Annotated in this window: 23 protein-coding genes; 6 read left to right on the plus strand and 17 right to left on the minus strand. The window is 67.6% G+C overall.

Features of this window, described 5'->3' with window-relative positions; genetic code table 11:
- Window positions 1-82: 82 nt before the first annotated feature.
- The 10 genes from R9B84_RS30275 to R9B84_RS30320 all read right to left on the minus strand — a co-directional run bounded on the left by R9B84_RS30275 (window position 83) and on the right by R9B84_RS30320 (window position 14,387).
- Window positions 83-1,102 carry a chemotaxis response regulator protein-glutamate methylesterase gene (locus tag R9B84_RS30275; protein ID WP_423761145.1) on the minus strand — a complete coding sequence of 340 codons (1,020 nt, stop codon included), beginning with the start codon at window positions 1,100-1,102 and terminating at the stop codon, window positions 83-85.
- Window positions 1,099-3,405, minus strand: a complete 2,307-nt coding sequence (locus R9B84_RS30280; protein ID WP_423761146.1) for a hybrid sensor histidine kinase/response regulator — start codon at window positions 3,403-3,405, stop codon at window positions 1,099-1,101. The genes R9B84_RS30275 and R9B84_RS30280 overlap by 4 nt, the downstream gene beginning before the upstream one ends.
- Window positions 3,402-4,103, minus strand: a complete 702-nt coding sequence (locus R9B84_RS30285; protein WP_423761147.1) for a chemotaxis protein CheW — start codon at window positions 4,101-4,103, stop codon at window positions 3,402-3,404. The genes R9B84_RS30280 and R9B84_RS30285 overlap by 4 nt, the downstream gene beginning before the upstream one ends.
- A 46-nt stretch (window positions 4,104-4,149) precedes the next feature.
- Entirely contained in the window at window positions 4,150-5,553 is a 1,404-nt protein-coding gene (locus tag R9B84_RS30290; RefSeq protein ID WP_423761148.1) for a CheR family methyltransferase, read from the minus strand.
- Entirely contained in the window at window positions 5,550-6,062 is a 513-nt protein-coding gene (locus R9B84_RS30295; protein WP_423761149.1) for a chemotaxis protein CheW, read from the minus strand. Before R9B84_RS30295 ends, R9B84_RS30290 begins: the two co-directional genes overlap by 4 nt.
- Complete coding sequence (locus R9B84_RS30300) at window positions 6,059-7,735, minus strand: methyl-accepting chemotaxis protein (protein WP_423761150.1); 1,677 nt, start codon at window positions 7,733-7,735, stop codon at window positions 6,059-6,061. The genes R9B84_RS30295 and R9B84_RS30300 overlap by 4 nt, the downstream gene beginning before the upstream one ends.
- 126 nt (window positions 7,736-7,861) lie before the next feature.
- Window positions 7,862-8,995 carry a hybrid sensor histidine kinase/response regulator gene (locus R9B84_RS30305; protein ID WP_423761151.1) on the minus strand — a complete coding sequence of 378 codons (1,134 nt, stop codon included), beginning with the start codon at window positions 8,993-8,995 and terminating at the stop codon, window positions 7,862-7,864.
- A gap of 473 nt (window positions 8,996-9,468) precedes the next feature.
- On the minus strand, window positions 9,469-11,052 hold the full coding sequence (locus R9B84_RS30310) for a Na+/H+ antiporter (RefSeq protein ID WP_423761152.1): 1,584 nt from the start codon (window positions 11,050-11,052) through the stop codon (window positions 9,469-9,471).
- 231 nt (window positions 11,053-11,283) lie between these two features.
- Window positions 11,284-12,717, minus strand: coding sequence for an aldehyde dehydrogenase family protein (locus tag R9B84_RS30315; protein WP_423761153.1), 1,434 nt, complete (start codon window positions 12,715-12,717; stop codon window positions 11,284-11,286).
- A gap of 29 nt (window positions 12,718-12,746) precedes the next feature.
- Window positions 12,747-14,387: an acetolactate synthase large subunit gene (locus R9B84_RS30320; protein ID WP_423761154.1), complete on the minus strand. Its 1,641-nt coding sequence runs from the start codon at window positions 14,385-14,387 to the stop codon at window positions 12,747-12,749.
- A gap of 350 nt (window positions 14,388-14,737) precedes the next feature.
- Between R9B84_RS30320 and R9B84_RS30325 the strand changes: the two genes are divergently transcribed.
- Both R9B84_RS30325 and R9B84_RS30330 read left to right on the plus strand, forming a co-directional pair.
- A complete protein-coding gene (locus R9B84_RS30325) occupies window positions 14,738-15,055 on the plus strand; it encodes a type II toxin-antitoxin system RelE/ParE family toxin (RefSeq protein ID WP_423761155.1) in 318 nt (105 codons plus the stop codon).
- Window positions 15,056-15,058: 3 nt separating this feature from the next.
- Window positions 15,059-15,358: an addiction module antidote protein gene (locus R9B84_RS30330; RefSeq protein WP_039344756.1), complete on the plus strand. Its 300-nt coding sequence runs from the start codon at window positions 15,059-15,061 to the stop codon at window positions 15,356-15,358.
- A gap of 48 nt (window positions 15,359-15,406) precedes the next feature.
- Here the strand turns inward: R9B84_RS30330 and R9B84_RS30335 are convergent, their stop codons facing one another.
- Entirely contained in the window at window positions 15,407-15,538 is a 132-nt protein-coding gene (locus R9B84_RS30335) for a hypothetical protein (protein ID WP_423761156.1), read from the minus strand.
- Between the two features lie 201 nt (window positions 15,539-15,739).
- Between R9B84_RS30335 and R9B84_RS30340 the strand changes: the two genes are divergently transcribed.
- Both R9B84_RS30340 and R9B84_RS30345 read left to right on the plus strand, forming a co-directional pair.
- Window positions 15,740-16,018 (plus strand): type II toxin-antitoxin system RelE/ParE family toxin, encoded by a 279-nt coding sequence (locus tag R9B84_RS30340; RefSeq protein ID WP_423761157.1) that lies wholly within the window; start codon window positions 15,740-15,742, stop codon window positions 16,016-16,018.
- 12 nt (window positions 16,019-16,030) lie between these two features.
- Complete coding sequence (locus tag R9B84_RS30345; RefSeq protein ID WP_047901479.1) at window positions 16,031-16,333, plus strand: HigA family addiction module antitoxin; 303 nt, start codon at window positions 16,031-16,033, stop codon at window positions 16,331-16,333.
- A gap of 33 nt (window positions 16,334-16,366) precedes the next feature.
- Here R9B84_RS30345 and R9B84_RS30350 read toward each other — a convergent pair whose 3' ends face one another.
- From R9B84_RS30350 to andAc, 5 genes are all read right to left on the minus strand, one after another.
- Window positions 16,367-17,653, minus strand: a complete 1,287-nt coding sequence (locus R9B84_RS30350) for a DUF445 domain-containing protein (RefSeq protein WP_423761158.1) — start codon at window positions 17,651-17,653, stop codon at window positions 16,367-16,369.
- Between the two features lie 212 nt (window positions 17,654-17,865).
- The gene (gene andAa, locus R9B84_RS30355) at window positions 17,866-19,086 is read right to left on the minus strand and encodes an anthranilate 1,2-dioxygenase system ferredoxin--NAD(+) reductase (RefSeq protein WP_423761159.1); all 1,221 of its coding nucleotides are present in this window, start codon (window positions 19,084-19,086) and stop codon (window positions 17,866-17,868) included.
- Window positions 19,076-19,402 carry an anthranilate 1,2-dioxygenase ferredoxin subunit AndAb gene (gene andAb / locus R9B84_RS30360; protein ID WP_423761160.1) on the minus strand — a complete coding sequence of 109 codons (327 nt, stop codon included), beginning with the start codon at window positions 19,400-19,402 and terminating at the stop codon, window positions 19,076-19,078. The genes andAa and andAb overlap by 11 nt, the downstream gene beginning before the upstream one ends.
- A gap of 17 nt (window positions 19,403-19,419) precedes the next feature.
- Window positions 19,420-19,896, minus strand: coding sequence for an anthranilate 1,2-dioxygenase small subunit AndAd (gene andAd, locus R9B84_RS30365; protein WP_014900133.1), 477 nt, complete (start codon window positions 19,894-19,896; stop codon window positions 19,420-19,422).
- 14 nt (window positions 19,897-19,910) lie between these two features.
- Window positions 19,911-21,182, minus strand: coding sequence for an anthranilate 1,2-dioxygenase large subunit AndAc (gene andAc, locus R9B84_RS30370; RefSeq protein ID WP_423761161.1), 1,272 nt, complete (start codon window positions 21,180-21,182; stop codon window positions 19,911-19,913).
- 211 nt (window positions 21,183-21,393) lie between these two features.
- Here andAc and andR point away from each other — a divergent pair, with 211 nt between their 5' ends.
- The gene (gene andR / locus R9B84_RS30375; RefSeq protein WP_423761162.1) at window positions 21,394-22,353 is read left to right on the plus strand and encodes an anthranilate 1,2-dioxygenase regulatory protein AndR; all 960 of its coding nucleotides are present in this window, start codon (window positions 21,394-21,396) and stop codon (window positions 22,351-22,353) included.
- A 146-nt stretch (window positions 22,354-22,499) separates the two neighbouring features.
- Here the strand turns inward: andR and R9B84_RS30380 are convergent, their stop codons facing one another.
- Window positions 22,500-23,390 carry a LysR family transcriptional regulator gene (locus R9B84_RS30380; RefSeq protein ID WP_423761163.1) on the minus strand — a complete coding sequence of 297 codons (891 nt, stop codon included), beginning with the start codon at window positions 23,388-23,390 and terminating at the stop codon, window positions 22,500-22,502.
- A gap of 91 nt (window positions 23,391-23,481) precedes the next feature.
- Here R9B84_RS30380 and R9B84_RS30385 point away from each other — a divergent pair, with 91 nt between their 5' ends.
- Window positions 23,482-24,615 (plus strand): muconate/chloromuconate family cycloisomerase, encoded by a 1,134-nt coding sequence (locus R9B84_RS30385; protein WP_423761164.1) that lies wholly within the window; start codon window positions 23,482-23,484, stop codon window positions 24,613-24,615.
- Window position 24,616: the final 1 nt, after the last annotated feature.

The following is a 24,616-nucleotide window of genomic DNA, read 5'->3' on the forward strand; positions in this document are numbered from 1 at the left end:
TTGTACGCGACGCCGCGCACCGCACGCAATGCGGTCGCCAGGACCGCCGGACAGCACGGCGCCCCTCCCCTCGGGCGCGCCGTCAGTCGCGCGGCGTGCGCGCGATGCGCGAGATCAGTTGGGGCGCGATCCGCTCGAGCGGCAGGATCGCCGATGCCGCACCGATCGCCGCGGCCGCTTTCGGCATCCCGTAGACGGCGCTGGTCGCCTCGTCCTGCGCGATCGTGTAGCAACCCTTCGCGCGCATCGCCTTCAGGCCGAGCGCGCCATCGCGCCCCATGCCCGTCAGCAGCACGCCGAGCGCATCGCCCTGCCAGCCGTCGGCGACGCTGTTGAAGAACACGTCGATCGACGGCCGGTACGGCGTCTCGGCCGGATGCCGCGTATAGCCGAGTACGCCGCGCGGCGACAGATACAGGTGATCGTTGGTTGCCGCGAGCAGCACTTCGCCGGCCTGCGGCACGCTGCCCTGCCGCGCGACGCGTACCGGCAGCCGCGTATAACCGTCGAGCCATTCGGCCATCCCGAGCGCGAACGCCTGGTCGACGTGCTGGATGATCACGATCGCAGCCGGGAAATCGGCCGGCAGCGCGCGCAGCAGCGCGGTAAGCGCGGTCGGCCCGCCCGCCGACGCGCCGATCGCGACGAGCGTCGGCTGGCCGCGCGCGGGCGTCGGCCCCGGCGGCACGAGCGCCGCGGTGCGGCTTTCGAGCAGCCGGCCGATCTGGTCGATCTTCGCGAGCAGCGCCTGCGGCGACGCGTCGGTCGACAGCCCGAGCGCGAGCGTCGGCGTATCGACCGCATCGAGCGCGCCCGCGCCCATCGCCTCGTAGACCGACGACGTGTTCGCGCTGACGCTCGCCGTCACGACCAGGATCGCGCACGGCGCGCGCGCCATGATCTGCCGGGTCGCCTCCACGCCGTCGACCTTCGGCATCACGAGATCCATCAGCACAAGGTCGGGCGGATGGGCGATGCAGAAATCCACCGCCTCGTCGCCGTCGGTCGCGACCCACAGCACGCGGTGGTCCAGCCGCAGCGCGAGCACGCGGCGCAGCGCCTCCACGGCCAGCGGCAGGTCGTTGACGATGCCGATGTTCATCCGCGCGCGCCCCCGATCAGGTCGTGCACGGCATCGAGCAGCGCCTCGTCGTGGAAGCTGCTCTTCGCGAGGTAGTAGTCGGCGCCGGCGTCGAGCCCGCGACGGCGATCCTCGTCGCGATCCTTGTACGACACGATCATCACCGGCACGCGCTTGAGCATCGGATCGCGCTTGATCAGCGTGACGAGTTCGATGCCGTCCATGCGCGGCATGTCGACGTCCGTGACGACGAGATCGAATGCGTCGCTGCGCACCGCGTTCCAGCCGTCCATCCCGTCGACCGCAACGGTCACGTCGTAACCGCGCTTTTCCAGCAGCTTGCGTTCGAGCTCGCGCACCGTCAGCGAATCGTCGACGACGAGCACGCGGCGGCGCCGGTCGACGAGCGCGAACTGCGGGTCGCGCTTGAGCCGCGCGAGCTGCCCGCCTCGCACGAGCTTGTCGACCGAGCGGATCAGGTCCTCGACATCGACGATCAGCACGGGGTCGCCGTTCTCGAGCAGCGCGCCGGCCGCGATGTTCTGGATCTTGTGCAGGCGGCTGTCGAGCGGCTGCACGACGAGCATCCGTTCGCCGAGGAAACGATCGACCGCGACGCCGTACAACTCGGGTTCGCCGCCGACGACCACGACCGCCGTGCTCGCGCGCGCCGCGTCGGGCTCGCCCGCATCGAGCAACTGGTGCGCGGCGACGAGGCCCGCGCGCCGGCCGTCGAACGGAAAATGCGGCTGCCCTTCGAGCACGTCGATGTCGTCGTGCGCGAGTTCGAGCGTGCGGCGCACGTGCGCGAGCGGGAACGCGTACGGTTCGCCGCCGACTTCGACGAGCAGGCTGCGGATCACCGACAGCGTGAGCGGCAGCTGCAGCACGAAGCGCATGCCCGCGCCCGGTTCGTTGAAGATCCGCACCGCGCCGCGCACGCCGCGCACCATCTCCTGCACCGCGTCGAGGCCGACGCCGCGACCCGACACGTCGGTCACCGCGTCGCGCATCGAAAAGCCCGGTAGCAGCAGGAATTCGAGCAGTTCGGGATCGGACAGCCGCGCGGCCGTCTCGTCGTCGGTCAGGCGCTGGCGCACGACGGCCGCGCGCAGCGCGTCCATGTCGACGCCCGGCCCGTCGTCGATCACGCTGACGAGCAGCGAGCCGGCGCTATGGCGTGCCTCCAGCGTCACGCTCGCCTCGGCCGTCTTGCCGCGCGCGAGCCGTGCGTCGGGCGACTCGACGCCGTGGTCGATCGCGTTGCGCAGCAGGTGGCCGAGCGGCGCGTCGAGCAGGTCGAGGATGTCGCGGTCGACCTGCGTGCCCTCACCGACGATCGAGAAGCGCACCTGCTTGCCGAGCGAACGCGCGAGATCGCGGACGATGCGCGGATACGCGCGCGTCGCATCGCCGAACGGCCGCATCCGGCATTGCAGCGCCTCGTCGTAGAGCTGCTCGGCGATATGCGTGCTGCGCCGCTCGAAGCGGTCGAATTCGTCCATGCGCTCGGCGAGCGAACGCTGCAGGTCGTTGAGCATGTGCCGCACTTCGTTCATCGACGCGAGCATGCCCGCGTCGAGATCGTCGGCGAACTGTTCAACCATCAGATCGAGCGAACGGGCGGCGTCGCGCTGCGCACGCTTCACGCGCAGCATCGATTCGGCGAACGGCTTGAGCCAGCGCGATTCGACCAGCGATTCGCCGGACAGGCTCAGCAGCCGGTTCAGCGTATCGGCGCGCACGCGGCGCATCGCGCCGGCGCCGGCCACGCGGCCGGCCTGGACCGGATCGGGCACCGTGCCCGACACCGCGAGCGGCGGGACCGTGGCGCCGGCCCCGACGGACTCGTTCGCGGCGCCGTCGTGCTCGCGATACGGCACGGCCGACGGCGGCACCGGCGGCACGACGGCCGGCGCGTGCATCGTCTGCGCGCCGTCGGCGCCCGTCAGAGCAGCCGCGAACACGTCAATCTCGGTCGACGACACGGGCGGCCCCTGCGGATCGCCGACGCGCACCAGCAGGTCGACGCCGGCGAGCAGCACGTCGACGTGCGTGGCCGTCAGCGCGATCGTGCCGGTCTGCGCGGCGACGAAGCACTCTTCCATCCGCCCCGCGATGTCGACGCCGAGCGGCACGCCGACGATGCGCGCGGCGCCCTTCAGCGAATGCGCGGCGCGCATGCACGCCTCGAGCGCAACGGCATCGGGCTCGCCCGATTCGAGCGCGAGCAAGCGCTCGGACAGCGCCTGGGTCTGCGTGCGCGTCTCCTCTCGATACAGCTCGAGCAGCGACAGGTGGCTCAGATCGTCATCGCCGCTCATCGCATGCTCCGTGTCACGGCGTCGAACAGGCGATCGTCGTCGAGCAGGCCCACCGACTTGCCGCGCCACGACAGCACGCCGCGCGACAGGCCGGCGCTCGCACGCCCGACCGTCGCCGGCACGGGCACCCAGTCGGATGCGCCGAAGCGCAGCACGCCCTCGACTTCGTCGACCGGAAACACGACCGGTTCGCCCTGGTACGCGGCCACCAGCAGCCGCGTGAAACGGCCGTCGCCACCGCCCTTGCCGGCGTCGAGGCCGAGCAGCGCGCCGATCGAGATCGCGATGCGCAGCGTGCCGCGGATGTTGACCACGCCGCGCACGGCCGAATTGCGGCGATGCGGCAGCGAATGGATCGGGCGGGTGCCGGCGATCTCGCGCAGCACGCCGATCGGCAGCGCGAGCCATTCGTCGGCCACGCGAAACGCCAGCGCCGCGTGGCGCGTATCGTCGTCGTCGCACACGCGCGTCGTGTCGAACGCGCTGATCCGGCGCGTCGCGTCGGCCATCTCGGCATCGTCGAGCGGACGCTCGAGCAGCTTCGCCGCGTGATACGCGTAGACCGGGCAGTTCAGGCAGCGCTGGCAGTCGGCCAGCCGTTCGCACGAGCGGTCGCCGCGCGTGCCGATCCGGTTCCAGCAATCGTCGACGTCGACGTCGATCGTCGTGTCGTCAGTGGCAGCGGCGTCGCGGTTCATGGATTCCTCTGGTCATCGCGGTGTCGGTCCCGATCCCGTATTCGTATCAGCCGGCCGAGCGCCGTGCGCGCTCGAGCAGCCATTGCGCGCCCGCGCGATCGCCGCCGACGTCGAGCAGCGTCGCGAGATGGGTCAGCGCCTCGTGGTGCGTGGGCCGCAGGTACAGCGCCTTCCGGTAGAAGTCGCCGGCTTCCGCCGCGCGCCCACGCGCATCCGCGATCAGCCCGTTCAGGTAGAACGCATCGGCATGCGGCCCGACGCGCGCCGAGAATTGCGCAAGCACGCGCTCGGCCTCGTCGAACGCGCCGGCGTTCGCGAGCGCCTGCGCATCCTCGAGCGTCGGCGCGACGCGTGCGTCGACGGGTGCGGCCGCTTCGGCCGTCGCCGGCGACAGATCGGCCCGTGCGTCGAACGCGGCCGTACGCACGGCCGGCGCCGGCGCCGCGAACGGCTGCAGCCCGTCGCCGAACCAGGCCGGTGGCGCCACGGCCAGCACCGGGCGCGTCGCCGCGAGCGGCGCGACCGTGAGGCGCTCCGCGCGCCGGTACGCCGCTGCCGCGGACGGCGGTGCCGCAGCCCGGGCCGCACTTGCATCGGCCGCCGCACCGGCGGCAGGCTCGCGATGAAACGCGAATGCCAGCGGCACGCGTGCCGAGCGCATCCCGTGCCGCATCGCGACGCCGGTTTCGGCCGGCCCGACGAACAGCATGCCGTCGTCGGCGAGACACGCGCCGAGCGAACGGATCACGCGATCCTGCGCGTCGCGATCGAAGTAGATCAGCACGTTGCGGCAGAACACGAAATCGTAGCGAATGCCCGTATCGACGATCGGTTCGACGAGGTTCGCGTGACGGAACTGCACGCACGCGCGCACGCGCTCGTCGAGCAGCCAGCCGTCGGCGGCCGGCGTGAAGTGGCGCGCACGAAACTCCGTCGCGGTGCCGCGAAACGCGTTGCGCCCGTAACAGGCAAGCCGTGCCTGCTCGATCGCGCGCGCGCTGAGGTCGATCGCGTCGATCGTGAAGCTGGCGGGTTCGAGCCCCGCGTCGAGCAGCGCCATCGCCGCCGAATACGGCTCCTCGCCGGTCGAGCACGGCGCGCTCAGCACGCGGATCACGCGCCCGGGCGTCGCGGCGAACTGTTCGGCCGCGAGCCGCGCAAGCGTCGCGAAGGCCTCGCGGTCGCGGAAGAACCACGTCTCGGGCACGACGAACAGCTCGATCAGCGCACGCCGCTCGTCGGCCGACGCGTTGAGCTGCTGCCAGTACGCGTCGAGCGCGTCCTGCGTCACGGGCGGCCGCGCCGCCGACGGCAGCCGCTCGCCGTCGGTTTGCAGCGCGTGCACGCGCTCCGTCAGCGCACGGATCAGAAAATCGTTGCCGAGCGAATCGGGGTCGATGCCGGTCTCGCGCAGCAGCCAGCCACGAAATCGCGATTCGGACTCTTTCATGCGGACTCCTCCAGGTGGCCCGGCAGGCCGTCGAACAGAACCAGGCGCGCAACGTCGTCGATCAGGTCGGATACCGACACCTGCTGCACGACGCCGTCGGGCGTGTTCGCGACGAGCCCGAGCCAGCGCGTGCGCGCGGTCGAGATGCCGCTCGCGCGGAACGCCGCGCGATCGATCCGCATCGTCTGCGTCGCGCGCTCGACGATCAGGCCGATCACGCGCTCGCCGTCGGCATTGCCCGCGCGGTAGCGCACCATCACGAGCCGCGTCGAGCGCTGCGCGTGCGCGCGCCGCCCGAGCGCGAGCATCGGCACGTCGATCACCGGCACCGGCTGGCCGCCGCGCATCAGCAGCCCGGCGATCCATTCGGGTGCGCCGGGCACGGCTTTCGTGATCGCGAGCGGCAGCACCTCGTCGATGCCGGCCGCGTCGAGCGCATAGCGCTCGCCGTCGAGCTCGAACATCAGGAACAGCGCGTGCGCGCCGTTCTGCGTATCGGCGCGCGTCACGCGTCGACCTTGAAGCGCGACACGCTGGTGCGCAACTGGTTCGCGACGAGCGTCAGGTCGTCGATCGCCTGCGACGACTGTCGCAGCGACTCGGCGGTCTGCTGCGCGGCTTCCGACAGCTGCGACAGCGCCTGCGTGATCTGCTCGGCGCCGTTCGCCTGCGTCTGCATCCCTTCGTTGACCATCTGGAAGCGCGGCGCGAGCGTCTGCACCTCGGCGATGATCTGCGACAGCTGCCCGCCGACCTGCTGCACGTCGAGCATCCCGCGGCGCACTTCCTCGGAGAACTTGTCCATCCCCATCACGCCCGCTGACACGGCCGACTGGATTTCCTTCACCGTCTGCTCGATGTCGTAGGTCGCCACGGCCGTCTGGTCGGCGAGGCGGCGGATCTCGGTCGCGACGACCGCGAAGCCGCGGCCGTACTCGCCAGCCTTCTCGGCCTCGATCGCCGCGTTCAGCGACAGCAGGTTGGTCTGGTCGGCCACCTTGGTGATCGTCGCGACCACCTGGTTGATGTTCAGCGCCTTCTCGTTGAGGATCGCGAGCTTCGCGTTCACCGAACCGGCCGCGTCCATCACGCTGCGCATCGTCTCGCCCATCCGCGTGAGCCCGCTCTGGCTCACGCCCGCGAGCGTCGCCGACTGTTCGGCCACGCCGGCCACCTCGTTCATCGTGCGCAGCAGGTCGCGCGACGTCGCGAAGATCTCGCGCGAGGTCGCGCCGATCTCGGTCGTCGTCGCCGCGGTTTCGTTTGCCGTCGCCTGCTGCTCGCGCGACGTCGCCGCGATCTCGGCGACCGACGTCGTCACCTGCAGCGACGACTGCTGCGCGCGCGAGACCAGCTCGGTCAGCTCGTCGGCCATCCGGTTGAAGCCCGTCTCGAGCGTGCCGAATTCGTCGCGGCGGCGCAGGTCGAGGCGGCGCGTCAGGTTGCCGGTGCGCATCACGTCGTGCACTTCGACGAGCCGCGCCATCGGCACGGTGACCGAACGGTATAGCACGTAGCCGAGCCCGAGCGCGGACAGCAGCATGATCGCCAGCGCGGTCGCGAGCACGACCTCGGTGTCCTGCACGGATTCGCGGATCAACTTCGCGGACTGGTCGGCGAACTTGCGGTTTTCCTGTACCAGCGTATTCGCATTGCGCACGACCTCGACCCACACGGGCTGCACCTTCGCGTAGGCGGCAACGGCCTCGTCGCGCGACACGCGGTGTTTCTGCACGGCTTCGTTCAGCAGCGGCAGGTAGCGGTCATAGGAGCCGCGAAACGTCGCGAAGCGCTGACGGTCGTCGTCGCGGAATATCGAGTTCTGGTAATCGACCGACAGCGACTCGACTTCCTTCAGCGCGTCGGAAATTTTCGCGAGATCGCGCTGTACGGCCTCGGGGTCGGTGTCGACGAACGTTGCCTGCTGCAGCAGCGTGAACGATTCGTTCACCGTGCCGCGCAGCGACGACGCGAGGTAGACGCCGGGCAGCGAGTCGCGCTCGATGCTGACGGCTTCGCTGTTGATCGCGCGCAGGCGCTCGTAGGACACGCCAGCTGTCACCAGCATCAGCACGAACAGCACGCCGAAGCTGAGCAGAATGCGATTGCCGAGCGTCAGCCGGGTAGCGCCGATCGTCGGATGCAGGCTTTCATTGGTCGCGCGGGGCGTCACGGTGGCCATGTTCGTTATGGGCTTTCTAAAATCAGCGTTGAAAAAATCCACGCCCGCCTGCGCGCCGGTCGGCGCGCCACGAGCGCCTCGTGGTCGGATACGGACGACGCGGCGCCGGCAGGCCGCGCCGCGAAATCACCGCTCCGCTTGCGCCGGCAAACGTAGCGCGACCATGAAGCCGCGCGCCGTATTGCGCATCAAAATCTGGCCGCGATGCCGCGCCGCCGTCGCGCGGACGAACGCGAGCCCGAGGCCGAAGCCGCTGCGCGCCGCGCCATGCGCGGATTCGAGCTGCACGAACGACTCGGTCGCGGCCGTGCGCTGCTCCGGTGCGATGCCGGCGCCGGTGTCCTCGACGCCGATCAGCCAGGCACCGTCCTCGCCGCTCAGCGTGCAGTGCACGTCCGTGCCGGCCGGGCCGTACTTGAGCCCGTTGTCGATCAGGTTCGCGACCGCGCGCGTGAGCATCATGCGGTCGCCCATCGTCACGCACTCGGTATCGGGCACGTGCGCGACGACCCGGCTGCCGCACCCGGCCGCCTTCTCCCAAAGCTGGTCCACGGCATCGAGCGCGATCTCGTTGAGACTCACGACCTCGTGCGCGCGGCGCTCGGACTGCGCGCGGGTCAGGTGGATGAAGCCGTCGGCGAGCGCAAGCGCGCGCCGCGCATGGCCGGCGATGCGCTCCATGATCGCCGGCATGTCGCCGTGCTCGGTCCGGTAGACGTCGAGCAGCGCGAGGATCGACGTCTGCGGCGAACGCATGTCGTGCGACAGGAAATCGAGCGCCTCGTCGCGCTGCCGGGACATCAGGTACGAATTCGAGTGATAGCGGATGCGCGCGGTCAGTTCCATCGCGTCGGGGAGCTTCACCAGATAGTCGTTCGCGCCGGCGATGAACGCCTCGCGCTTGACGATCGGCTCCTCCTTCGCGGACAGCACGATGATCGGCACGCGTGCGGTGCCGGCGTCCGCGCGCCACGCGCGAACGAGATCGAGGCCGTCGATCTCGGGCATCACGAGATCCTGCAGGATGACCGTCGGCTTCACGTCGCGCGCAACCGCCATCGCCCGGTGTGCGTCGGTGCACACGTGCAGGTCGATGTCGTGTTCGCTGCGCAGCGCGCGGCGGATCACCTCGCCGACGAACGGTTGATCGTCGACGAGGAGAACCGAAAGCCCCGATTCAAGACAATCCGGGGCATTATCACTGCTCGATTCTTTCATAAATACAGTTTCAAACGCCGAATCTCCAATCGATTCTTTCATAGGAGTTGTTTATCCGACTTGGACGCGATCTTATATTGGCGGTTGAAAACCCCGCCTGATTCCGCCGATTTGGCCTGTCGGCAATGCCTTGCGGGGCTCGGGACGCCGGATTTTCCCCGTCGACGGCCGCATTACCTCCGCATTCTTTCTCTCAATAAAAATAACTGGCTGATTCTAAATGAAATTAGAACACAGCATCTATCTCGTTCCGGTTTAGTTTTGCCAAATATGCAGAAAGAGACGCAATCAGATAAATCAGATCATTTCCGGATTCGAAACACGATAACGTTTGCGAGCCCGGCCCGGCGAGGTTTGCATGCGCTGCAAGGCTCGATCGCGAGACGTATTGGGGCCTGATGCGAATGGGTCGAATCGGCCGGAGGAAGGGAGAAAAAATACGGCGCGCCGGGCGAGGATCGACCCGCGCGCATCGGGCCGGCAGGAAGCCGGCCCGACGATGGAGGTGCGTCCGCCTACCCGCGCCCGTGGTGCGCGGACACTTCTTGCAGGTCGAGATCGCGTTCGAGCATGTGCAGCATCTCGTCATGGATGCGGTCCGAACGATGCAGGCGCAACAGTTCCGCGCGCCCGGCCTTGATCGCGGCCAGCACCACGTCGTAGTGCGCGGTGCGCACTTCCGCCGGATACGCGGGCTCGTTCTTCGCCCGCTCGGTCATTTCCGCGCGATACGTGTATTGCTCGAGCAGGCGCGGATGGATCACCACGCCATTCTCGTCGCGCACGAGCGACTGGATCGCCGCGAGCTGCGCGGCCTCGACGTACGCCCACGTCTGCGGCTCGGTCAGGTGATGCGCGGCGCGCGCTTCGCGTTGCGGCAAACGCAGCAGCCGGATCAGCGGCCCGATCGTCGTGCCCTGCAGCAGCACGGTGACCAGGATCACCGCGAACGACGCGACCAGGATCACGTCTCGGCCGGGCATCGCCTCGGGCAGCGACAGCGCGATCGCCAGCGTGACGACGCCGCGCATCCCGGCCCAGCTCATGATCGTCGCGGCCTTCCAGTCGGGCGCGTCGCCGCGCCGCGCGATCCCGCGCACCGGCCACTTCAGCGCCTCGACCGCATAGATCCACACGAAGCGCGACACGATCACCGCCGCCAGCACCGCGAGCACCGGCGGCACCATCGTGCCGAGCACCTGCTCGAAGCCGCCGAGCCGGTGCATCGCGCCGCGCAGCGACAGCCCGATCAGCACGAACACCATCGCTTCGAGCAGGAACACGATGACCTGCCAGAACGCGGTGCCGCGCGTGCGCACGGCCGCCGAGAACACCTCGTGCTGATGCCAGCCGATGATCATGCCGGCCGTGACGGTCGCGATCACGCCCGACACCTCGACCATTTCGCCCGCGATATACGCGATCCAGCCGGCGATCACCGCGACGGTAATCACGAGATAGTCGTCGTCGAGCAACTTCAGGAACCACACGACGAGCCTGCCGACCACGAAGCCGACCGCCACGCCGCCGAGCCCGAGCTCCGCGAAGCGCACGACCGCATGCTCGAGGCTGAACGCGCCGGTGAGCGCGGCCGCGACCGCGAAGCGGAACAGCACGAGGCCGGCCGCGTCGTTCAGCAGGCTCTCGCCTTCGAGCAGCACCATCAGCCGGCGCGGCAGCGCGACGCGTTCGAGCACGGCCTTCGCGGCAACCGCGTCGGGCGGCGACACGATCGCGCCGAGCGCGAAGCATGCGGCCCACGGCAGCGCCGGCACGACCCAGTGCACGGCGAAGCCGACCGCGAACGTCGTGAACACGACCGCGCCGATCGCGAGCAGCAGGATGCCGCCGACGTTGCGCTTGAACTCCTCCCACACCGAAAAATACGCGCCGTCCATCAGCAGCGGCGGCAGGAATACCAGCAGCACCAGTTCGGGATCGAGGTTGATCGGCGGCAAGCCGGGGATGAACGCGATGCCGATGCCGCCGATCAGCAGCGCGGCCGCGGGCGGCAGCCGCAACCGCTTGGCGATGCATTCGAGCGCGACGATCGCCAGGAATGACAACAAAACCAGCTTGAATGCCGAGACGGGAGACATGAATCGACCTCGTGAAGAATGAATTCGCGCGTTCCGGCGTGGTACCCCGGTCGGCAGTTTGGCGCGATTACATCACGATGCGATGCCCGCAGTCGAGCGCGTTCGGGAGGCTCGCCACGCGGTGCGGGCCCGTTGCGGGCCGGCGCATGCGCCGCGATGAAAAACGGCACGCGGGCCGGCATGATCGCCCGCCCGCGTGCCGTCGCGGCACCGCGCTGCCCGCCCCGCGCGTTACCGGCGCCGCACGACCATCAGCCGCGGCTCGGTCATGTCCTCGATCGCGTAACGGATCCCTTCTCGGCCGAGGCCCGAATCCTTCACGCCGCCGTACGGCATGTTGTCGACGCGGAACGACGGCACGTCGTTGATCACGACACCGCCGACCTCCAACTCGTCCCACGCGCGCTGCGCATGCGTGAGCGAATCGGTGAACACGCCGGCCTGCAGCCCGAAGTCGCTGTCGTTCACGCGCGCGAGCGCGTCGTCGAACCGGTCGAATTTCTCGAGGATCGCGACGGGGCCGAACGCCTCCTTCCGGTACAGGTCCTGCTCATGCCCGACGTTTTCCAGCAGCGTCGCCTCGAACATCGCACCGTCGACCTTGCCGCCCGCGACGATCTTCGCGCCCGCCGCGACGGCCGCATCCATCCAGCCCGACAGCCGGCGCGATTCGGATTCGGAGATCATCGGGCCGACGAACGTCGACGGATCCTTCGGATCGCCCATCTTCAGCGAACGCGTCTTCGCGATCAGCTTCTCGCGCAGCGCGTCGTACAGATCGGCATGCACGAGGATCCGCTGCACGCCGATGCAGCTCTGACCCGACTGGTAGTACGCGCCGAACGCGAGACGCTCGACCACGTAGTCGAGCCGGTCGCGCTGGTCCGCATCGACGATCGCGGCCGCGTTGCCGCCGAGTTCCAGCACGACTTTCTTCTTGCCGGCCTTCTCCTTCAGCGCCCAGCCGACGGCCGGCGAGCCCGTGAACGACAGCAGCTTGAAACGCTCGTCGGTCGTGAAGAGATCGGCACCGTCGCGATGCGCGGGCAGCACCGAGAACGCGCCCTTCGGCAGGTCGGTTTCCGCGAGCACCTCGCCGATGATCAACGCGCCGATCGGCGTGCGGCTCGCAGGCTTCAGCACGAACGGACAGCCGGCCGCGAGCGCGGGCGCGACCTTGTGCGCGGCGAGGTTCAGCGGGAAGTTGAACGGCGAGATGAACGAGCACGGGCCGACCGGCACACGCTTCGTGTAGCCCGTATAGCCTTGCGCACGCGCGGAGATCTCGAGGTTGATGATCTCGCCGTCGATACGCACCGATTCCTCGGATGCCACACGGAACGTGTCGATCAGCCGCGTCACCTCGCCCTTCGAATCGTTGATCGGCTTGCCGGCCTCGATGCACAGCGCCTCGGCCAGCTCGTCGAAGCGCTCGCGAAAGCGCGCGACGCAATGGTCGAGCACAGCCTGCCGCTTGAAGGCCGGCAACTCGCGCATCGGTTTCGCGGCGGCGACCGCCGCGCCGATCGCCGCATCGATCGCCTGCGCGTCGGCCAGCGCGACGCGCGTCGCGACCTTGCCGCTGAACTTGTCCGTCACTTCCAGATCGGTGTTCGCGTAGACGGCCTCGTTGGCGAGGTAGTACGGATAGGTTTCCTTCAACATGGAACGACTCCTTCCTGTGAACGGGGAATTCAGAGTTGCGCCGACAGCCGCTTGATCTCGCGGTTCAGCACGCGCTCGTTGTCCGAATAGTCGATCGGCACGTCGATCACGTGCACGCCCGGCGACGAGAAGCACTCGCGCAGCAGCGGCTCGAGATCGTCGGCCGATTCGACGCGATGCCCGTGCGCGCCGTAGCTTTGCGCATACGACACGAAATCGGGGTTCTGCAGCGTCATCGCGAAATCGGGGAAGTTCATGTTCTCCTGCTTCCAGCGGATCATCCCGAATGCATCGTCGCGCAGGATCATCACAACGAGGTCGAGCTTCAGCCGCACCGCCGTTTCGAGCTCCTGCGAATTCATCATGAAGCCGCCGTCGCCGCACACGGCGATCACCTTGCGCTGCGGATGCACGATCTTGGTCGCGATCGCCGACGGCAGGCCCGCGCCCATCGATGCGAGCGCGTTGTCGAGCAACAGCGAGTTCGGCTCGTGCGCGCGCCAGTAGCGCGCAAACCAGATCTTGTACATCCCGTTGTCGAGACAGACGATCCCGTCGGCCGGCAGCGCGTTGTACAGGTCGTTGACGATGCGCACCGGGTACATCGGGAAGCGCGGGTCGTGCTGGCCCTTCTCCAGATGCGCGTCGAAATGCTCCTTGATCATCGCGAAGCGCGCGAAATCCCAGTGCGGCTGCGGGGCGATCGCTTCCGTCATCTGCCACACCGCGTTCGCGATGTCGCCGACCACCTCGATCTGCGGGAAATAGACGGGATCGACCTGCGCGCCGAGGAAGTTCACGTGGATCACGGTCTTGTCGTCCGCGCGCATGAAGAACGGCGGTTTCTCGATCACGTCGTGGCCGACGTTGATGATGCAGTCCGCATGCTCGATCGCGCGGTGCACGAAGTCGCCGTCGGACAGCGTCGCGTTGCCGAGCCACAGCGGGTGCGTCTCGTCGATCACGCCCTTGCCCATCTGCGTCGTGAAGAACGGGATGCCCGTCCTGTCGACGAATTCGACGAGGATCTTGCGGGTCGTCTTGCGGTTGCCGCCCGCGCCGATCATCAGCAGCGGATGGCGCGCGGCCTGGATCGCGTCGACCGCGTGCGCGACCGCCTTCTCCTCGGCGATCGGCCGCCGGCTGTAGCTGCGCGGGATCGGCTTGCCGTCGCCTTCCTCGTGCGCGATGTCTTCCGGCAATTCGAGGTGCGCGGCGCCCGGGCGCTCTTCCTCCGCGCGGCGGAACGCCTCGCGCACGGCCGACGGGATGTTGCCGATCGACACGATCTGCCGCGTGAACTTCGTGAGCGGCTGCATCATGTCGACCACGTCGACGATCTGGAAGTGGCCCTGCTTGCTGGACTTGATCGGCTTCTGCCCGGTGATCATCAGCATCGGCATCCCGCCGAGCTGCGCATACGCGGCGGCCGTCACGAAGTTCGTCGCGCCGGGCCCGAGTGTCGCGAGACACACGCCGGTGCGGCCCGTCAGGCGGCCGTAGGTGGCGGCCATGAACCCGGCCGCCTGCTCGTGCCGGGTGAGCACGAGCTTGATCTTCGATCGCCGCAGCGATTCGAGCAGATCGAGGTTTTCCTCGCCGGGAATGCCGAACACGTACTCGACACCTTCGGCTTCCAGCGCCTTCACGAACAAATCCGATGCTTTCATGGGGGACTCTCGGTTGATGCCGCCTGCCCGGCCTACGGACACGCGGCGTACATGACGCGCGCCGGCCTACGGCACGCGGACGCATTACCTACTGGACACAGACCACGGCACTTCCCGCCGCGCAACGAGCAATGCGCGGCGGCGCCTCCGGATACCGGAGGACGAACGGACCCGCCCGTGCGCGACGGGCGCGCACGGGCGGCAAAGACGTGATTGATTGTAGACGGATTCGGAAAATTTCGACTTCGGCCGAACGGCCATTTGGCGCGCAAACGAAGCGGGCAGCCCTAATGTAGCGACTACGGAATAGCCCGATATACCTGTGAACCATGGTTGACATACTGCAATCAATGCCCTACAGTGCGCCTACGTTCAGCATCCGGACCACCAGCGTCTTCGACGCATGGTTTGCCGGCCTGCAGGATCGCGTCGCGAAGCGCCGCATCCAGGCGCGCATCGACCGCCTGTCGATGGGCAATCCGGGCGACTGGAAATCCGCCGGCTCGCCGGTCGTCGAAATGCGTATCGACCATGGCCCCGGTTATCGCGTCTACTACGTCCGGCGCGGAACGATCTGGGTCATCCTGCTCTGCGGCGGCGATAAATCGACGCAACAGGCCGACATACGCGCCGCACACGCGATGCTTGCGCATCTCGACATGGAGTGATCGATGGACAAGATCAGCACCCGGCCGTGGGATTCGGCCGACCATCTGAAAACCGAAGACGACATGGCCGATTACTTCGAAGCGTGCCTGCAAGAGGCCGGCGACGATCCGGCCTTCATCGCGCACGCGCTCGGCGTGATCGCACGCGCCCGCGGCATGTCGCAGGTCGCGCGCGATGCGGGCCTGTCGCGCGAAGGGCTGTACAAGGCGCTGTCGCACGACGGCAACCCGAGCTTCGGCACGATCCTGAAGGTCATCAAGGCGCTCGGCCTGCAACTGCACGGCTCGAAAGCGCACGCGTGATGCGTGGGCGCGCGCCATCGCGCCGTCTGCGCGATGGCCGCGGCCGCATCAATGCAGCCAACCGGCCGCCCAGCGCCGCACCAGCGACACCAGATACAACCCGAGCCCGATCAGCCCGCCGACCAGCGTGCCGTTGATGCAATGGATCGTCCGAATGGCATAGCGGCCCCGTAAAGGCAATGTGCGCCCCTATACTCGTCGGGACGACAGAAACCGGCCGGCATGCATTGGCGATGCCTGTCGTCACGCGTTGATCTCACCCATTCCCGATCATTCAGGTTTCCTATTGGTCGTTTCACTCGGCGGCGCTTCGACGTACGCATCGTCGAAACCATTTCACCCTTATTGACGTATTACGCCAAGCGTAATACCATGCCCGTAATGATCAGATCGTTCCGATGCAAGGATACCCAGTTGCTGTTTGCTGGAGAATCGCCCAGGCGCTTCCGCACGATCGAAATCGTTGCCACCCGGAAACTGCAAATGGTCGCCGCTGCGAAAGAACTGCGCGATTTGCGGGCGCCACCCGGCAACCGGCTTGAAGCGTTGCAAGGCGATCGGGGAGGCCAGCACAGCATCCGCATCAACGAGCAATGGCGGATCTGTTTCGAATGGAGTGACGATGGCCCCACCCAGGTCGAGATCGTCGACTATCACTGACTGGAGCCTCGCATGCTCAAGAATGGAATGCGCCCGATTCATCCGGGCGAGGTCCTGCGGGAAGAGTTCCTCGTTCCGCTGGAAATGAGCGTCAACGCACTGGCGCTCGCGTTGAACGTGCCGGCGACACGCTTGCACGAGATCGTCAAGGAACGGCGCGGCATCACGGCCGATACGGCTTACCGGCTCGCGCGCTACTTCGATACGTCGCCGGAATTCTGGTTGAACCTGCAGGCCGCTTACGATCTCAAGACACTGCCGACGCGCAGCGAGATCGACCGCAAGGTCGAACCGCGCGAGCGCACGCACGCGTAGGCGCCGTGGCCGCCGTTCACCGGCGCGGCCGCATCAATGCAGCCAACCAGCCGCCCAGCGCGGCACCAGCGACACCAGATACAACCCGAGCCCGATCAGCCCGCCGACCAGCGTGCCGTTGATGCGGATGTACTGCAGATCCTTGCCGATGTTCAGCTCGATCTGCCTCGACATCTCGCGCGCATCCCAGTTGCGCACCGTGTCGCGGATATGGCGCATCAGGAAATCGGCGAAATCCGGCGCCATCTCGTGCACGGCCTTCTCGACATGCTCGTTCAGCGACGCGCGTAGCGCCGGGCTCTCGGCGAGCCGCGCGCCGAGCCAGCCGCCGAGCATCGCGGCCTGCCGGTGCAGCGCCGAATCGGGGCGCGCGAGATCGGCCTTCAGCCACGCGCGCAACTGGTCCCACAAGTCGCGCGCATACTCGTTGAACGCATCGCCGTCGCGGATGTAGCGCTTGATCTCCTCGCCCTTTTCGATGAACACGGGATCGTGCTTCAGCCGGTCGGTCAGCCGCACGACCGTCCGGTCGAAGCGCTGCCGCAGCTCGTGTTCGGGATCCGCCGCCACGCCTTCCAGCACGCGGCTCACCGCGCTCGCGAGCATCCGCGCGCCGTTCTCGCCGAACCACTGCGTCGGCATGATCTTCTCGATTTTCGGATACTGCGTCTTCAGCCATTCGACGATGAAGCCCGCGATCACCTCGCGGTTCTCCTCCTTGTCGAGCACATCGACCACCTGTTCGATCGCATCGTCGAGCAACGCCTGGTGGCGGCCGTCCTTCGTCAGCGTGTCGAGGATCGCGCCGGCCGATTGCGACAGGTCGACCCGGTCGATCACCGCGCGGAACGCGTCGTGGACGAACGACTGGATCCGCGCGTCGTCGGTCATGTCGAGCGCGAAGCTCATCAGCTTCGTCACATAGCCGCCGAGCGCGTCGGTGTTCGCCGGCTCGCCAAGCCATGCGCCGAGTTTCTGCGCGGGATCGTGCTGGCGGATCTGTGCGGCGAGCGCATCGGGGCCGAGGAACTTCTCGCGCACGAACACCGCGAGGTTGTCGGCGATCTTGTCCTTGTTCTTCGGGATGATCTCGGTATGGCGCGACACGAACGGGATCGGCACACGACGGAACAGCGCGACCACCGCGAACCAGTCGGCGAGCGCGCCGACCATTGCGGCCTCGGCCACCGCCTTGACGCCGTCGACCCACGGGCCGCGCGGCAGCAGGATCGTCGTGACGAATACCGCGACCGCGGCCAGCAGCAGCCACAGCGCGCGGCGCTTGCTTCGTTTCAGTTCGAGGGCTTTGTCAGGCGTCATGGAGGACGGGCGGATCGGCGATGTCGCTAATATCCCCGATTTCGCACCGGCCGACAAACGCGCGGCATGATGCGCGACGGGCCCGCGCGACCGCCGCCGCGCATCACGTCACCGGCCACGTCGCGCAACCGTCCGGCAAACGCGCGGCCGGCGACGTCATCGCCGACGCAATCCATCCGCCGCGCCGGCCATACTCGCCGCGCCTGCCGCCGCTACAGAAACGTCTTCAGGTTCACCGCCGGATCGGCAAGCTTCACCGGATCGGGCACCGCCCCTGCCGCGATCAGCCGGCGCGATGCGCCGATGTCGCGCCCCAGGTTCGCCGCGGCCACCGCGACGATCCTGCCGTCGTCGCCCAGCCCGAACACCGTGAACGGCCCGCTCGCCGGATCGCCGCGCACGACGGTCGTGCGTTCGCTGCCGAACAGCCCGAGCATCTGCAGATTGCAGTCGTACTGATCGGACCACAGCCACGGCAGTTCGGCATAGGTCTCGTCCGCGCCGAGCAGGTTCGCGGCCGCGACGGCCGGCTGGTTTTCGGCCACCTGCCACGATTCGATCCGCACATGACGCCCGAGCAGCGGATTGAAGTGCATCGTCACCTCGCCCGCCGCGAAGATCGCAGGATCGGCCGTACGGCAACCCGCGTCGACGCATATCCCGTTGTCGACGTCGAGCCCGGCCGCCTGTGCAAGCTCGACATTGGGCACGACACCGATGCCGACCACGACGATATCGGCCTGCACGTCACCGCGATCGGTTTCGACGATCGCACCGCCGGACGGCGCACGACGGATCGCTCGCGGCAGCGTCGCCATCTGAAACACCACGCCACGCGCGTCGTGCAACTGACGCGCATACGCACCGACGACTTCCGGCAACGCACGCTGCAGCAATCGGGGCGCCGGATCGATCACCGTCACGTCGCAACCTAGCTGGCGCGCCGCAGCCGCGACCTCGAGGCCGATAAAACCGCCGCCGAGCACCGCCACACGGCGGCCCGGCGCAAGTCGCGTGCGCAACGCACGCGCATCGTCAACGGTGCGGACGTAATGCGGCTCGACGCCTTCGTCGATCGCGCCGCCGAACGTGCGCACCCGCGAACCCGTCGCGAGCACGAGCCGCGCGTACGGCAGCGTCGTGCCGTCGTCGAGCTGCACGCGCTGCGTGTCGCGCCCGATCGCATCGACACGCGTGCCGAGCCGCAGCTCGATACGCTGCGTGTCGTACCACGCCGCATCGCGCACGAACGCACGCTGCTCGCCGCCATCGCTCATCAGCGCATCCTTCGACAGCGCGGGCCGGTCGTACGGCAGCTCGCGCTCCGCGCCGATCATCACGATGCGCGCCGCGGCGTCGCGTTCGCGCAGCGCTTCGGCCGTGCGCCGGGCCGCGTGACCCGCGCCGACGATCACGAACGGATCAGCCGACATTGACTTCCACCTGCCCGTCGACGATCCGGAGCGGATAGGTCCGCACCGGCTCGGTGATCGGCGCGCATTTCGGCGCACCGGTGCGGATGTCGATCAGCCCCTGGTGCAGCGGGCATTCGACGCAACCGTCTTCCACATAACCTTCGGACAGCCGCGCATGGCCGTGCGTGCAGAGGTCATGCATCGCGAACAGTTCGTCGCCGATCCGGAATACGGCGATCGGCTTCTGGCCGGCGACGCGCGCCGCCGGTTCGTCTTCGGAGAATTCGTCGAAAGCGCCAAGCGGATGCCACTCGACGAGCGTTGTTTCGGTCATGTCGGTTCCTTGCTTCGTCAGATCGGGGTTGCGAGCAGCGTCTGCACGCGCGACGTGTCGTAAATCACGCGCTTGGTCTTGTAGCGCAGCCCGTCGGGCGTGCGCACGACCGTGTCGTAGTACTTGCCGGCCTGGTACACGTTCGACTCGCCATTGCTGCGCGTCTGCACGACGACGTAGTTGCTCTCGGTGTCGATCTCGCCGTCGCGTTCGGCGACGATCGTCAGGCCCGACGTCATGTGCCGGTACGTGTGCTCCTCGAAAATGTTCGCGTGCCGCAGCGACACCACGCGATCGCGCAGCATCCGCTGGTTCGTGCAGTGGACGATCCCGACCGGCAGCCCGAGATCCGCGTTCTCCTTCGGCACGATCTCGTACGTGCAGTCCTCGGTGAACATTTCCGGCCAGTGTTCGAGCCGGTCGTTGTCGAGGTGCCCGATGTAGCGGTTCTGGAGCATGTAAATCTCGAACCACGTCTTCATGTCTTCCGTCATTTCTCGCTCCCGCTTCAATAGCCCATCAGCTTCTGGTAGCCGACCCAGAACTTGCGGATCAGGCTTTCGGTGATCACCGTGTCCTGCTGGTCCGGATTGCCGCGCGACATCTCGATCACCGACGTCGCATCGCCGTCGCGCACCGTGCCGCGCTGCACGAGCTCGGTCGCCTCCGTGTCTTCCATCGAGATGTAGCCGGCCGGCCCGACGAGGTTCGCCTGCTTGATGCGCAGCGCGCGCAGCTCGGGCGTGTCGTCCGCATAACCGAAGAAATGGAAGATCAGCTCGAAGTTGTCGGGGCCCTTCGGCAGGATCTGGCGCGCGACCAGCGTGTTGTGGATCTGCTGGATCACGAGCTGCGGGAAGATCGGCTGGATATGGTTCGTGCAGTCCTCGTCGTATTCCGACACGAGATCGAGGATCGATTCGTCTTCGAGGTGGAAGCCCTCGTCGAACGAACGGATGTTCTGCTGCTTGTAGGCGGCCGACGTGTCGTCGTTCGTCTTCGTCACCGTGATGATGCTGTGCAGCCCGTGGTTCGCGTCCGGAATCGAACGCGCCTTCATCCCGACGCGGAAGATGTTGAAGGTCGTATGGAACAGGTGCAGCATGCTCGCGTGATACGGGTCCTTCACGTTCTCCATGTACAGCTTCCAGTTCGACTTCGAATACTGGCGCGTGCAGCCGAGATACTCGATCGGCTTGTGGAAGATCCGGTCGATCCACGGGCGCATCTGCTCGCCGAGATAGTCGGGCAGCGGCATCACTTCATCGCTGAAAGTCGCGAACACCAGCCCGCGATAGCTGTCGACGCGCAGCTTGCGCAGCCCGTGCTGCTTCGGGTCGAAATCGGCCGGCATCCCGGACATCCCCTTCTGGCCGCGCCGGAACGGCACGCCGAGCAGGTTGCCCGTGTTGTCGAAGCTCCACTGGTGATAGACGCACGTGTGCGAGGTCGCGTTGCCGCGCGACTTGCGGCACACCTGCGCGCCGCGGTGCGCGCAGCGGTTCACCCATGCGGCGAGCGTGCCGTCCTCGGCGCGCGTGACGACGACTGGCGTGTCGCCGACGAACGTGCTCTTGAAGTCGCCGGCGTTCGGGATTTCCGCTTCCAGCGCGACGAAGTTCCACGTCGGCCCGCGGTAGATGCGTTCCTGCTCGCGTTCGTAGACGGCCTGCGAGCTGAACACCTTGTACGGCACGCGCGAGCCGTCGTCGTGCGGAAAGCTCACGTCGGATGCGTCGCCGCGCGCGGCGAATACGACGGGCGATTCTGTCTGCTCCATGTCGGACTCCTGGTCGATCTGTTTCGTTGAATGCATGGAGCCCATTTTTGAAAAGCTAATATTCGCCGTCTATCCGGAAAGTGCGATTGCGGCGGTGCAATATCCACTTTCGGCGGATTTCTGAGCTAGCATGGCGGCACACACGATGCCGCGTCCGGTCGCGATCCATTCGTCGGATCGAAACGAGGCGTCCCCAATAAGGCTGAGGCCCATGTCCCCAACGTCGTTCGAGCCGCTCGCGCTGCGCGCGCACCGGCTGTTCGAATCCCGCGATCTCGACGAGACGCGCGAGCGGATCTCGCGCGTGATGCAGCCGCACGCGCTGCTGCCGAACGGCCGCGTGCACGGGGCGTCGCACATGGATTTCGTCAAGCTCGGCGGGCTCGGGATCGGCACGATCGCGTTCGGCGACGCGATGCGCGTACAGGTCGACGCGGTCGACGGCTATTACCTGCTGATGTTCTGCCTGTCCGGCCAGGCCGAGGTGCGCGCGATGGGGCGGCAACTCGGCGTCGACGGCCAGACCGGCGTGCTGTGCGCGCCCGGCGAGCCGTTCGACGCGGTGCTGTCCGCCGATTGCGAGCAGTTCGTGCTGCGCATCGACGCGGCGACCGTCGGCTCGCTGACGGGCGACCCGCGCGCGACGCTCGACCCTGTGCTGCATATCAGCGACGCCGCGCTCGCCGCATGGCGCCAGCAACTGATGCTCGTCGCGGGTTCGCCCGAACTGCTCGAACGCGCGAACGCGAACCCGCGCGTCGCGTCGCAGCTCGAGCACCTGCTGATCGACCTGCTGATCGAAGGCCACCCGCCGTCCATGCTGCTTGCGTCGCACCGCGACCCGGCGCCGGGCTTCGTGCGGCGCGCGCAGGAGTTCGTGAACGCGTATTACGCGCAGCCGCTGCAGCTCGCCGATATCGTCCGCGCCGCCAACGTGCCGGAGCGGACGCTGCGCGACGCGTTCCTGCAGTTCCGCGGGATGAGCCCGATGCAATACCTGCGCGCGACGCGGCTCGACCATGCGCGCGAGCTGCTGCGCGGCGCGGCGTCCGACCGTCGAATTGCCGATGTCGCGCTCGACTGCGGGTTCACGCACCTTGGCCGGTTCGCAATCGCGTACCGGGAGAAGTTCGGGGAATCGCCGTCGGAGACGCTCGACGGGAAGCGTTAACGAGGAGTCCGCCGGCGCACCCGGCGGCTTGCGCAACCGGCAACGGCATCACGCGGAACGGCATGACATCGCGATGCCCTCTCCGCATTCGGCAGCCCACGCCGAAACAGACCGTTAGTTGCGACTTTTAAAACCGGCGACGATCGTTACGCCGCCGGTACGATCATCTCCCGCGCGATCGCGCAGAACGCTGCAGTCGCGGCGCTTTCGCCGTGCAGCCGGCGGCTCATGATGATCGGCGACGTCGCGGCCGGTTCCGGCAGCCGCCGGTACACGACACCCCTCACGCGCACGCCCTCCACGCTCTCCGGCACCAGCGACACGCCGACCTGCGCGGCGACGAGCCCGAGCGCCGTCTGCAATTCCCGCACTTCATGGACGGCCGCCGGCACCAGCCCGCCGTCGCGCAATGCGGACAGCTGCTGATCGGCGAAGCTCGGCCGCGGCGTGCTCGGATAGACGATCAGCGTCTCGTTCGCGATATCCGCGAGCGCGAGCGGCCGGTCGGGGTCGGCAAGCGGATGCCCGGCCGGCAGCGCCGCAATCAGCTTTTCCTCGATCAGCGCCTCGCGCACGACCTGGTCGTCGTCGAAACGCAGGCGGCCAAACCCGACGTCGATCCGCCCGCCCTTCAGCGCGCCGAGCTGCTCCAGCGTGAACATTTCGATCAGCGACAGCTCGACGTCCGGCTGCGCCTCGCGAAACGCGCGGATCACGTCCGGCAGCGCGCCGTACAGCGTCGACGGCACGAAGCCGATCACGATCCGCTCCGACAATTGCGCGAGCCGCCGCGTCAGCGGGCCGAGTTCGTCGGCCTGGTCGACGAGGCGCTTCGCCTGCGCATAGAACACGCGCCCGGCGTCCGTCAGCTTCAGCGGCCGCGCACCGCGCTCGAACAGCGGCAGCCCGATCTCGTCCTCGATCGCCTGGAGTTGCCGACTCAGCGGCGGCTGCGTCATGTGCAGCCGCTCGGCCGCCCGCGTGATGTTCATTTCCTCGGCGACGGCGATGAAGTAGCGGAGCTGGCGCAATTCCATTTCATGCCTCAAAGGTATGGAAGTAGTCGGAAAGAGTGTTGGACGACGCGGGGCGGAAATTCCTACCATGTGCACCAACAGGAGGAATCGCATGATAGCAACTGCCGCCACCATCGAACGCATCGAGACGCTGCTCGTCGACGTGCCGACGATCAGGCCCCACAAATTGTCGGTCGCCACGATGAATTGCCAGACCCTCGTACTGGTCCGAATTCGATGCACGGACGGTATCGAAGGCGTCGGCGAGGCGACGACCATCGGCGGCCTCGCGTACGGCGAGGAGAGCCCCGAAAGCATCAAGGTCAACATCGACACCTACTTCGCGCCGCTGCTGCAGGGCATGGACGCGACGCGCCCGGGCGCCGCGATGGCGCGGGCACGCAAGCTGTTCCAGGGCAACCGCTTCGCGAAGTGCGCGATCGAGACTGCGCTGTTCGACGCGCAGGCACAGCGTGTCGGCGTGCCACTGTCCGAGCTGTTCGGCGGCCGCAGGACCGATGCGGTGGACGTCGCATGGACGCTCGCGAGCGGCGACACGCAGCGCGACATCGCGGAAGCCGAAGCGATGCTCGAAGCGCGCCGCCATCGTGCATTCAAGCTGAAGATCGGCTCGAACGCGGTCGCGGATGACGTCGCGCACGTGGTCGCGATCAAGCGCGCGCTCGGCGAGCGCGGCGACGTGCGTGTCGACGTGAACCAGGCGTGGAGCGAAACCGACGCGATCTGGGCTGGCGCGCGGCTCGCGGACGCCGGCGTGAGCCTGGTCGAGCAGCCGATCGCCGCAACCAACCGCGCGGGGCTGAAGCGCCTCACGCAGCTCGCGCAGGTTCCGATCATGGCCGACGAGGCGCTGCACGGCCCCGTCGATGCGTTCGCGCTCGCGCAGGATCGCGCAGCCGACGTGTTCGCGGTGAAGATCGCGCAATCGGGCGGCCTGCAGGGCGCGGCGAGCGTCGCGTCGATCGCGGCGGCGGCCGGCATCGAACTGTACGGCGGCACGATGCTCGAGGGCGCGGCCGGCACGATGGCGTCCGCGCAACTGTTCAGCACGTTCGACTCGCTGAAATGGGGCACCGAGCTGTTCGGCCCGCTGCTGCTCACCGAGGAAATCCTCGTCGAGCCGCTGCGCTACCAGGATTTCAAGCTGCACCTGCCGGCGACGCCCGGCCTCGGCATCACCTTCGACTGGGCCCGCATCGAACGGATGCGACGCGACGCCCGCTGAT

The sequence above is a fragment of the Burkholderia sp. NLJ2 genome, assembly GCF_049487195.1.
Taxonomy (GTDB): Bacteria; Pseudomonadota; Gammaproteobacteria; order Burkholderiales; family Burkholderiaceae; genus Burkholderia; species Burkholderia pyrrocinia.

Bases quoted from the DNA above. Each gene is read 5' to 3' on its own strand.
- R9B84_RS30320 (WP_423761154.1), bottom strand. From the start codon at position 14,387: ATGAAAGCATCGGATTTGTTCGTGAAGGCGCTGGAAGCCGAAGGTGTC.
- R9B84_RS30340 (WP_423761157.1), top strand. From the start codon at position 15,740: ATGATCAGATCGTTCCGATGCAAGGATACCCAGTTGCTGTTTGCTGGA.
- R9B84_RS30330 (WP_039344756.1), top strand. From the start codon at position 15,059: ATGGACAAGATCAGCACCCGGCCGTGGGATTCGGCCGACCATCTGAAA.
- andAd (WP_014900133.1), bottom strand. From the start codon at position 19,896: ATGACGGAAGACATGAAGACGTGGTTCGAGATTTACATGCTCCAGAAC.
- R9B84_RS30305 (WP_423761151.1), bottom strand. From the start codon at position 8,995: ATGAAAGAATCGATTGGAGATTCGGCGTTTGAAACTGTATTTATGAAA.
- R9B84_RS30325 (WP_423761155.1), top strand. From the start codon at position 14,738: ATGCCCTACAGTGCGCCTACGTTCAGCATCCGGACCACCAGCGTCTTC.
- R9B84_RS30275 (WP_423761145.1), bottom strand. From the start codon at position 1,102: ATGAACATCGGCATCGTCAACGACCTGCCGCTGGCCGTGGAGGCGCTG.
- R9B84_RS30300 (WP_423761150.1), bottom strand. From the start codon at position 7,735: ATGGCCACCGTGACGCCCCGCGCGACCAATGAAAGCCTGCATCCGACG.
- andAc (WP_423761161.1), bottom strand. From the start codon at position 21,182: ATGGAGCAGACAGAATCGCCCGTCGTATTCGCCGCGCGCGGCGACGCA.
- R9B84_RS30350 (WP_423761158.1), bottom strand. From the start codon at position 17,653: ATGACGCCTGACAAAGCCCTCGAACTGAAACGAAGCAAGCGCCGCGCG.
- R9B84_RS30380 (WP_423761163.1), bottom strand. From the start codon at position 23,390: ATGGAATTGCGCCAGCTCCGCTACTTCATCGCCGTCGCCGAGGAAATG.
- R9B84_RS30285 (WP_423761147.1), bottom strand. From the start codon at position 4,103: ATGAACCGCGACGCCGCTGCCACTGACGACACGACGATCGACGTCGAC.
- R9B84_RS30280 (WP_423761146.1), bottom strand. From the start codon at position 3,405: ATGAGCGGCGATGACGATCTGAGCCACCTGTCGCTGCTCGAGCTGTAT.
- andAb (WP_423761160.1), bottom strand. From the start codon at position 19,402: ATGACCGAAACAACGCTCGTCGAGTGGCATCCGCTTGGCGCTTTCGAC.
- R9B84_RS30345 (WP_047901479.1), top strand. From the start codon at position 16,031: ATGCTCAAGAATGGAATGCGCCCGATTCATCCGGGCGAGGTCCTGCGG.
- R9B84_RS30385 (WP_423761164.1), top strand. From the start codon at position 23,482: ATGATAGCAACTGCCGCCACCATCGAACGCATCGAGACGCTGCTCGTC.
- andR (WP_423761162.1), top strand. From the start codon at position 21,394: ATGTCCCCAACGTCGTTCGAGCCGCTCGCGCTGCGCGCGCACCGGCTG.
- R9B84_RS30315 (WP_423761153.1), bottom strand. From the start codon at position 12,717: ATGTTGAAGGAAACCTATCCGTACTACCTCGCCAACGAGGCCGTCTAC.
- andAa (WP_423761159.1), bottom strand. From the start codon at position 19,086: ATGTCGGCTGATCCGTTCGTGATCGTCGGCGCGGGTCACGCGGCCCGG.
- R9B84_RS30290 (WP_423761148.1), bottom strand. From the start codon at position 5,553: ATGAAAGAGTCCGAATCGCGATTTCGTGGCTGGCTGCTGCGCGAGACC.
- R9B84_RS30310 (WP_423761152.1), bottom strand. From the start codon at position 11,052: ATGTCTCCCGTCTCGGCATTCAAGCTGGTTTTGTTGTCATTCCTGGCG.